Below are 8689 nucleotides of genomic sequence, written 5' to 3'. Positions count from 1 at the left end.
GCGCTCCGGCCCGGCCGCGATGTCACCGCGCTCTCCGCACCGCGCCAGCAACTGCCCGGACAGGTCGGCCAGCGCGACCTCGACCCCGGTCGCGCCCAGCTCGGCCACGAGGACGTGACCGGCGTCGGCACGGAACGTCAACTGTCGCGGGGCCCGACCCCCGGTCGACGGGCCGAGTGTGCCGTCGCCGACCAGGCCGCGCTCCATCAGCTCCGCCACCCGTTGAGCGACCACGGTGCGACCGAGCCCGGACCGCCGACCCAGTTCCGGCCGGGTCGCCGCCGCGCCGGCCCGTACCAGATCCAGGACGGCGACCAGGCTGTCGAGCCGCTCGGATACGAGCGGCGCCCGCTCCGCCGGTTCGCTCATGCTTCGTCCCCCTTCTTGCGCCGCCAACATTACTTCGGTTGTCAATCCATTGACTTTTGCATATCGGCGGCATTAGATACGGCGTACCGGAAAGAAGGGCGATGATCATGAAGCTCGGGTACCACTCGATCACCTGGGGCGGCGTCATCGGAGAGCCGACCGGTGTGACCAGCGTGAAGGACCTCTTCTACCGCGCCAACGGCGACCTCGAGCGCGCCCTGCGCGACATCGCGGCGGCGGGGTACGAGGGCGTCGAGCTGTTCGACGGCAACGCGGCGGACTTCGCTGACCGGCCAGAGGCCCTGCGTGAGCTGCTGTCGGAGACCGGGCTGACGCTGGTCAGTGTCTACACCGGAGCGAACTTCATCTACGCCGACATCCTGCCCGACGAGCTGTGGCGGGTGAACCGGGCCGCCGAACTGGCGGCCACGTTCGGCGCGGAGAAACTCGTGGTCGGTGGCGGCGCCCGGCGGGCCGCCGGTACCTCCGACGACGACTACGACCGGCTGGGCAAGGCGCTCGACACGGTGGTCGACATCGCCGAGCGGCACGGCCTGGTCGCCAGTTACCACCCGCACCTGAGCACCATCGTGGAGAGCCCCGACGAGCTGGACACAATCATGGCTCGCTCGCGGATCGGGTTCTGCCCGGACACCGCGCACCTCGCCGCCGGCGGGGGAGACCCGGGAGAGCTGATCCGCCGGTACCCCGACCGGGTCCGGCACGTACACCTCAAGGACTACCGTCCCGACCCCTTCGCGTTCCTGCCGCTCGGGCAGGGCACGCTCGACTTCGCCGACATCGTCGCGGCCGTGCGCGAGGCCGGCTACGACGGCTGGCTGCTCGTCGAACTCGACTCCTACGACGGCGACCCGGCCGAGGCGGCGCGCATCAGCAAGGCGTACCTCGACAGCCTGCTGGGCTGACGCTTTCTTTCTCGCGCCACCTTCTTGTCCACGCCCCGCGACCCCCCACTCGCGGCCTGCTTCGGAGAAGCCCATGAGGCGTAAGCGCGTAATGACCCGAACGTTGGCGACGGCGCTCGCCGCCGCGCTCCTGGCCACCGGCTGCAGCAGCGGCTCCAGCGGCGGCACATCCAACACCAAGACCTCGGAGGCGGCGGACGCCGCGCTCAAGCAGATCAGTACCGGAGCCGTGCTGAGCAAGGGCCCGAACGGCGAGTCGCCGTCACCGGCCGCCGACATCAAGCTCACCGACGACGAGCTGGCCAAGGTCAAGGCGATGAACGCCAAGGCGGCCATCGTCATGCACTACGGCGGCAACGACTGGTCGACCGCGCAGGTCGCCGGTCTGAAGAGTCGCTTCGCGGAGCTCGGGATCGGGGTCGTCGCGGTGACCGACGCGAACTTCAAACCGGACAAGCAGGTCTCGGACATCGAGACCGTCCTGAGCCAGCGGCCCAACGTCATCGTGTCGATCCCGACCGACCCGGTCGCCACCGCCACCGCGTACCAGGCCGCGGCGAAGGCGGGCGTGAAGCTCGTGTTCATGGACAACGTGCCGAGCGGCATGAAGGCCGGCACCGACTACGTCAGCGTGGTCTCCGCCGACAACTACGGCAACGGCGTGGTCGCCGCGCACGAGATGGCCAAGGCGTTGGGCGGCAAGGGAACCGTCGGCGCCATCTTCCACCAGGCCGACTTCTTCGTGACGAAGCAGCGGTACGACGGCTTCAAGGCGACCATCCAGAAGGACTACCCGGACATCAAGATCGTGGAGGAGAAGGGCATCGCCGGGCCGGACTTCGCCGGTGACGCGCAGGCCGCCGCGAACGCGATGCTGACCAAGCACGCCGACCTGTCCGGCATCTGGGCGGTGTGGGACGTGCCGGCCGAGGGCGTCATGGCCGCGGCCCGCGCCGCCGGGCGCGAGGACCTCGCCATCACCACCGAGGACCTCGGTACCAACGTCGCCATCGCCCTGGCCCAGAACTCCCTGGTCAAGGGGCTCGGCGCGCAGCGCCCGTTCGACCAGGGCGTGACCGAGGCGAACCTGGCCGCGTACGGGCTGCTGGGCAAGCAGGCCCCGCCGTACGTGGCGCTCAACGCACTGCCGGTCGACCACACCAACGTCCTGGAGGCGTGGCAGCAGGTCTACCACCAGCCGGCGCCCGCCAACGTCGCCAACTCGTACAAGAAGTAGCCGGTCGCCCGGCCGCCCGGCGACGACGCCGGGCGGCCGGACCGGGATCTCACCATCACAGCGAGAGGAGGAGCGCGGTGCGTACCGTCAACGTCGGGCTCATCGGGGCCGGCTTCATGGGTAAGGCACACTCCCTGGCCTACGCGGCGCTGCCGATGTTCTACTGGCCGGCGCCCGCGATGCCGGTCCGCAAGGTCGTCGCCGACGTCAACGCCGACGCGGCGGCCGAGGCCGCGCTGCGGTTCGGCTTCGAGCGCTCGACCGACGACTGGCGGCGGGTCGTCGACGACCCCGAGGTCGACCTCGTCGACATCGCCACCCCCAACAACCTCCACGCCGAGATCGCGGCCGCCGCGGCCGCCGCCGGCAAGCACATCATCTGCGAGAAGCCTCTGGCCCGTACCGGCGCCGAGGCGGCCGCGATGTACCGCGCGGTCCGTGACGCCGACATCGTGCACATGGTCGCCTTCAACTACCGGCGCACCCCGGCGGTCGCGCTGGCGCGCAAGTACATCGACGAGGGCGCCGTCGGTCGGGTCCTCAACTTCCGCGGCACGTACCTGCAGGACTGGTCGGCCGACCCGGACTCGCCGCTGTCGTGGCGGTTCCAGAAGTCCGTCGCCGGCTCCGGCGCCCTCGGAGACATCGGCACCCACGTGCTCGACATCGCCCGGTACCTCGTCGGCGAGGTGGCGTCGGTCAACTCCGTCCTCAGTACCTTCATCCCGGACCGGCCGATCGGAGGCGGCGGCCTGGACAAGCTGGGCGCCGCCGACCGGATGACGGATGCGCCCCGCGGGCCGGTCGACGTCGACGACGAGCTGATCACGATGCTGCGCTTCAGCGGCGGCGCGGTCGGCACCGTCGAGGCGACGCGCAACGCGTACGGCCGCAACAACTTCCTCACCTTCGAGGTGCACGGCACCGAAGGCTCCCTCTACTTCAACTACGAGCGGCGCGACGAGCTGCAGGTGTGCTTCGCCAGTGATCCCGGCGACCGGCGCGGGTTCCGCACCGTCTACACCGGACCGGCGCACCCGTACGGCGACGGGCTCTGGCCGATCCCGGCGCTCGGCATCGGGTACGGCGAGACGAAGATCATCGAGGCGTACGACCTGCTGCGCGGCATCGTCGACAAGACGCCGGTCAGTCCGGACTTCGGCGACGGCTACCAGGTGGCGCTGATCTGCGACGCGATCACGGCGTCCGCGGAGTCGGGCCGCTGGGTCGACGTGCCCCACCGGGACGCGGGCTGACGCCATGAGTGAACAGCTCGCCGTGGAGATGGAGGCGGTACACAAGTCGTTCAACGGCGTACCGGTACTGCACGGCGTGGACTTCGACCTGCGCCGGGGCGAGGTGCACGCGCTGCTCGGCGAGAACGGCGCCGGCAAGTCCACGCTCATGAAGATCCTGCAGGGCGTGTACGCGCCGGACGGCGGCGAGGTCCGCGTCGACGGCCGCCACGTCCGCCTCGGCTCCACGCACGACGCCAGGGCGGCCGGCATCGGCATGGTGTTCCAGGAGTTCAGCCTGGTACCGACGCTGAGCGTGGCCCGGAACGTGTTCCTGGCCAGGGAGCCCCGTGGCCGGTTCGGCCTGGTCGACGACGGCGAGGTGGTACGCCGGACCCGGGCGGTCTTCGCCCAGATGGGCGTCGACGTCGACCCGAGGGCCACCGTCGGCTCGCTGAGCACCGCGTACTGGCAGCTCACCGAGATCGCGAAGGCGCTGGCCCAGAACGCCCGCGTGCTCATCATGGACGAGCCGACGGCGAGCCTGGCCCGCCACGAGGCCGAGGCCCTGTTCGCGCTCGTCGACCGGCTCAAGGCGGCCGGCATCTCCGTCATCTACATCAGCCACCGCATGGAGGAGGTGTACCGGGTCGCCGACCGGGTCACCGTGCTGCGCGACGGCCGCCGGGTCGTCACCGCGCCGCTCGCCGACGTCACCCCCGCCCAGCTCATCGAGCACATCATCGGCCGCCGGATGGAGAACGCGTTCGCCTGGCGGGAACGCACCGTGGACCGGTCCGGCACCCCGGTGCTGGAGCTGCGCGAGCTGAGCGCCGGGCCACGGGTACGCGGCGTGTCCCTGACCCTGCACCGGGGCGAGGTCCTCGGCCTGGCCGGGCTGATGGGCAGCGGCCGTACCGAACTGGCGCGGGCACTGTTCGGCATCGACCGGGCCCGTGCCGGGCAGGTGCTGGTCGACGGCCGGCCGGTCGACCTCACCAGCCCCCGGGCGGCGATGGCCGCCGGCATCGCGCTCATCCCCGAGGACCGCCGCGAACAGGGCCTCGTCCTGGATCACTCGGTCCGGGACAACCTGCTGCTGCCGCTCCTTCCCGGGTTGAGCCGGGGGCCGCTGCTGAACGACCGCCGGGGGAGCGAGACCGCCCGGTCGCTCATCGACCGGCTACGCATCCGGGTGGCGAACGCGGGCCGGCCGGTACGCCTGCTCTCCGGGGGCAACCAGCAGAAGGTCGTGATCGCCAAGTGGTTGGCCACCGACCCCGAGGTGCTCGTCATGGACGAGCCGACGGTCGGGGTGGACGTCGGTACGAAGAGCGAAATCATCACCACCATCCGGGACCTGGCCGACCAGGGCAAGGCGATCATCGTCATCTCCTCGGAACTGCCGGAACTCCTCGCGGTCAGCGATCGGATCGTCGTGCTGCGCGCCGGAGCCGTCGACCGGGAACTGGACCGGCGTGACATCCCCGACGAGGAGCACCTGCAGATGGCTATCCAGGGAGTCTGATCGACCGTGACCGCACCGACCGCATCCCCGTCCGCCGCGTCCGATACCGCGCGTGTGTCCATCATGGAGCACGTCCGCCGCTCGGACTGGCACTCGTACGTCATCTACATCGCGTTCGTGGTCGTGTTCGCCTTCTTCTCCGTGCTGCTGCACGACAGCGGCTTCCTGGGCGGCAACAACCTGCTCAACATCTTCCGGCAGACCGCGACCATCTCGATCATGGCGGTGGCGATGACGTTCGTCATCGCGTCCGCCGAGATCGACCTGTCGGTCGGCTCGGTTGCCGGGCTGGCCAGCGTCGTCACCGCTATGACGATCGACAGCGCCGGCCTCGTACCCGGCGTGCTGGCCGGCCTCGCTCTCGGGCTGACGGTCGGGATCCTCAACGGCGGGCTGGTCACGCTGCTGAACATCCCGTCATTCCTGGTGACGCTCGGCATGCTGGGGATCGCCTCCGGCGTCGCCATGTGGATCACCGCCTCCGCGCCGCAGCCGATCCTCGACGACACCTTCAACACCGTCTTCGGGTCCGGCAAGATCGGCAACCTGCCGGTCCTGCTGGTCTGGACCGTCGTCTTCGTCGCCGTCGGCGCGGTCGTGCTCAACAAGACCGGCTTCGGTCGGCGGGTCCTCGCCACCGGCGGCAACCGGATCGCGGCCGAGTTCACCGGCATCAACACCCGCCGGATCAAGTTCACGGTACTGGTGATGTCGTCGGTGGTGGCCAGCGTCGCCGGCATGCTCTACGCGGGACGGCTGCACTCCGGGCGCTTCCAGTGGGGCGCCGGCGACGAGCTTTCCGTCATCGCCGCGGTGATCCTCGGCGGGACCAGCCTGTTCGGCGGTAGCGGCGCGGTGATCGGGACGCTGTTCGGCTCGCTGCTGATGGGGCTGATCAACAACGGCCTGATCCTGGCCGGGCTGGACGTCAGCCAGCAGCAGGTGGTCCGGGGCGCCATCATCATCCTCGCCGTGGCGCTGGCCAGACGCCGGTAGCCGCGAGTACCCGGGCGTGTGCGGCGGACAGTTCGGCGGTGGTCGCGCCCGGCCGCACGGAGCGGCCGGGCGCGGTACACCCGAGTCAGGCCGGCGCGGTGACCGTTGCCGGGGACGCGGCCTGGCCCGGCTTCACGCCGAGGTCTTCCGTGGGCACCTTGTAGGTCTCGCGGGCGGTGGCCACCGCGATCGTGGGGATCGCGCACAGGGCGGCGGTGAAGAGGGCGACGGCCATCCAGTTGTCTCCCTTGGGGCCGGCGAGGGCGGTCGCGATGCTGGGGGAGAAGCCGCCGATCGCGAAACCGATCTGGGTCCCGATCGCCATGCCCGACAGCCGGACCCGGGTACTGAACATCTCGCCGTAGAGCGATGGCCAGATCCCGTTGGCGGCGCTGTAGACGACCCCGAGCATGAGGACGCCGAAGAAGAAGATCAACGCGTAGTTGGCCGAGGAGATCGACCACAGGTACGCGAAGATCAGTACGGCGCAGCCGACCGCACCGGTCATGAAGACCGGTTTGCGTCCGATCCGGTCCGACAGCATCGCCCACAGCGGGATCGCCAGCAGGGCCACCGCGTTGGCGAGCACGCCGACCCACAGCATGGTCGACCGGTTCAGCCCGACCGTGTTCACCGCGTACGACAGGGCGTAGACCGTGAAGATCGTGCTCACCGAGGCGATCACCGCCGCCGCCACCACGCGCAGCACGTCGGCCCAGTGGTCGCGGAACAGCACCGCCAGCGGCAGCTTGGCCACCGCGTTGTTCTCGACCGCCTGCTGGAAGACGGGCGTCTCCTCGAGCTTGCGCCTGATGACGAGGCCGACGATCGCGACCACGGCGCTGAGCCAGAACGGAACCCGCCAGCCCCAGCTGAGCAGCTGCTCCTTCGGCAGGGCGGCGATCGGCAGGAAGATCGCGGTCGCGAGCAGCTGGCCGGCCTGTGTCCCGTTGAGTGTGAAGCTCGTGTAGTACCCGCGGCGGTGCTGCGGGGAGTGCTCCAGGGTCATCGAGTTCGCGCTGGCCTGTTCGCCGGCCGCCGACAGACCCTGAAGCAGCCGCAGCGCCACCAGCAGGGCCGGGGCCGCCGCGCCGAGCTGGTTGTAGGTGGGCAGGCAGCCGACCAGGAACGTCGACACGCCCATCAGGATCAGGGTGAAGACGAGGACCCGCTTCCGGCCGAACTTGTCACCGACGTGTCCGAGGATGAACGCGCCGACGGGGCGGGCCAGGTAGCCGACGCCGAAGGTGGCCAGCGCCAGCAGCGTCCCGGTCGCCGGGGCGGATTTGGGGAAGAAGATCTGGCCGAAGACCAGCGCCGCGGCGGTGCCGTAGATGAAGAAGTCGTAGTACTCCAGGGCGCTCCCGATCCAGGCGGCGAGCGCCGCCTTCCGGGGTTTGCCCTCTCGGGTCGCGGTTCCCGCGGTGGGGCCGGCTGGGTGATCGGTCACGGGATGCTCCTGGGTTGACGCTGTGGTACGGGGCCTGGGGGTGCGCCGGGTGGCCGCCGGTGCCGGGGGTACGGCACTGCCGGGACGGCGGGCGGACCGGTGCCGATCGGCGCGGGGGTCTCCCGACCCGACGGGCATCGGACGCTAATGAACGAAACAGTTAGGTAGCTTCGGGTTAACAAGGCAGATAGTGGGGTGACAGCCGTCACCTGTCAAGAGGCGCGGCGGGAGAGGGTCAGCGCGCGGTCAGGTACTCCAGGACCATGTCGCCGAGAATCTGGCGGTAGTGCTCGCGGCGCGCCGGGTCCAGCATGTCCCGGTCGAAGATCGCCTTGAAGGTGTACCGGTTGGCCGTCCGGAAGACGCAGAACGAGCTGATCATCATGTGTACGTCGAGAGCGTCGACGTCGCCACGGAAGTGCCCGGCGGCGCGGCCCCGTTCGAGGATGCGCGCCAGGACGTCGAGCGCCGGGTTGGCCAGGCTGGACAGGGTCGACGACGTGGCGATGTGCTCGGCGCGGTGGATGTTCTCGATGCTGACCAGGCGGATGAAGTCCGGGTGCGACTCGTGGTGGTCGAAGGTCAGCTCGGCCAGTTGCCGGATCGCGTCCAGCGGATCGAGGTGCTCGACGTCGAGTTCCTGCTCTATCGAGCGGATCACGGTGTACGCCCGCTCCAGGGCCGCGACGTAGAGCTGTTCCTTGCCGCCGAAGTAGTAGTAGATCATCCGCTTGGTGGTGCGGGTCTTGGCCGCGATCTCGTCCACCCGGGCTCCGCTGTAGCCCTTGTCGGCGAACTCCCTGGTGGCGACGTCGAGGATCTCGGCCCGGGTCCGCTCGGCGTCACGCTGCCGCTCGGGACCGCCGAGGGTACCGTCGGCCGGCGCGGCGTTGGACAGCGATGCGCCCACCGGGGCTCCTCTCCTGACGGATATGTCGGTCCCACTGT

7 protein-coding genes and 1 pseudogene are annotated in these 8689 nt (G+C 70.0%); 5 read left to right on the top strand and 3 right to left on the bottom strand.

Annotation, left to right across the window (positions count from 1 at the left end; translation table 11 throughout):
- Positions 1 to 369 (bottom strand): annotated as a pseudogene (locus tag Pme01_RS29090) (winged helix-turn-helix domain-containing protein); the annotation flags it as partial.
- A 101-nt stretch (positions 370 to 470) separates the two neighbouring features.
- Between Pme01_RS29090 and Pme01_RS29085 the strand changes: the two are divergent.
- The 5 genes from Pme01_RS29085 (at position 471) to Pme01_RS29065 (ending at position 6291) form a co-directional block, all read left to right on the top strand.
- The gene (locus Pme01_RS29085; protein WP_203935955.1) at positions 471 to 1295 is read left to right on the top strand and encodes a sugar phosphate isomerase/epimerase family protein; all 825 of its coding nucleotides are present in this window, start codon (positions 471 to 473) and stop codon (positions 1293 to 1295) included.
- Positions 1296 to 1386: 91 nt separating this feature from the next.
- Positions 1387 to 2532 (top strand): substrate-binding domain-containing protein, encoded by a 1146-nt coding sequence (locus tag Pme01_RS29080; protein ID WP_203935954.1) that lies wholly within the window; start codon positions 1387 to 1389, stop codon positions 2530 to 2532.
- Positions 2533 to 2609: 77 nt separating this feature from the next.
- Positions 2610 to 3788, top strand: coding sequence for a levoglucosan dehydrogenase (locus Pme01_RS29075; RefSeq protein WP_168118042.1), 1179 nt, complete (start codon positions 2610 to 2612; stop codon positions 3786 to 3788).
- Between the two features lie 4 nt (positions 3789 to 3792).
- Positions 3793 to 5295, top strand: coding sequence for a sugar ABC transporter ATP-binding protein (locus Pme01_RS29070; RefSeq protein WP_203935953.1), 1503 nt, complete (start codon positions 3793 to 3795; stop codon positions 5293 to 5295).
- Between the two features lie 6 nt (positions 5296 to 5301).
- The gene (locus Pme01_RS29065) at positions 5302 to 6291 is read left to right on the top strand and encodes an ABC transporter permease (protein ID WP_239088527.1); all 990 of its coding nucleotides are present in this window, start codon (positions 5302 to 5304) and stop codon (positions 6289 to 6291) included.
- 85 nt (positions 6292 to 6376) lie between these two features.
- Here Pme01_RS29065 and Pme01_RS29060 read toward each other — a convergent pair whose 3' ends face one another.
- Complete coding sequence (locus Pme01_RS29060) at positions 6377 to 7741, bottom strand: MFS transporter (protein WP_203935952.1); 1365 nt, start codon at positions 7739 to 7741, stop codon at positions 6377 to 6379.
- A 235-nt stretch (positions 7742 to 7976) separates the two neighbouring features.
- Positions 7977 to 8651 carry a TetR/AcrR family transcriptional regulator gene (locus Pme01_RS29055; RefSeq protein WP_239088526.1) on the bottom strand — a complete coding sequence of 225 codons (675 nt, stop codon included), beginning with the start codon at positions 8649 to 8651 and terminating at the stop codon, positions 7977 to 7979.
- Positions 8652 to 8689 lie beyond the last annotated feature (38 nt).

Source organism: Planosporangium mesophilum (assembly GCF_016863255.1).
GTDB lineage: Bacteria > Actinomycetota > Actinomycetes > Mycobacteriales > Micromonosporaceae > Planosporangium > Planosporangium mesophilum.
This window is presented reverse-complemented; position numbering and strand designations above follow the sequence as displayed.

What these genes read in the sequence shown, in the direction of transcription:
- Pme01_RS29085 (WP_203935955.1), top strand. Translation starts at nt 471, where the DNA reads ATGATCATGAAGCTCGGGTACCACTCGATCACCTGGGGCGGCGTCATC.
- Pme01_RS29080 (WP_203935954.1), top strand. Translation starts at nt 1,387, where the DNA reads ATGACCCGAACGTTGGCGACGGCGCTCGCCGCCGCGCTCCTGGCCACC.
- Pme01_RS29070 (WP_203935953.1), top strand. Translation starts at nt 3,793, where the DNA reads ATGAGTGAACAGCTCGCCGTGGAGATGGAGGCGGTACACAAGTCGTTC.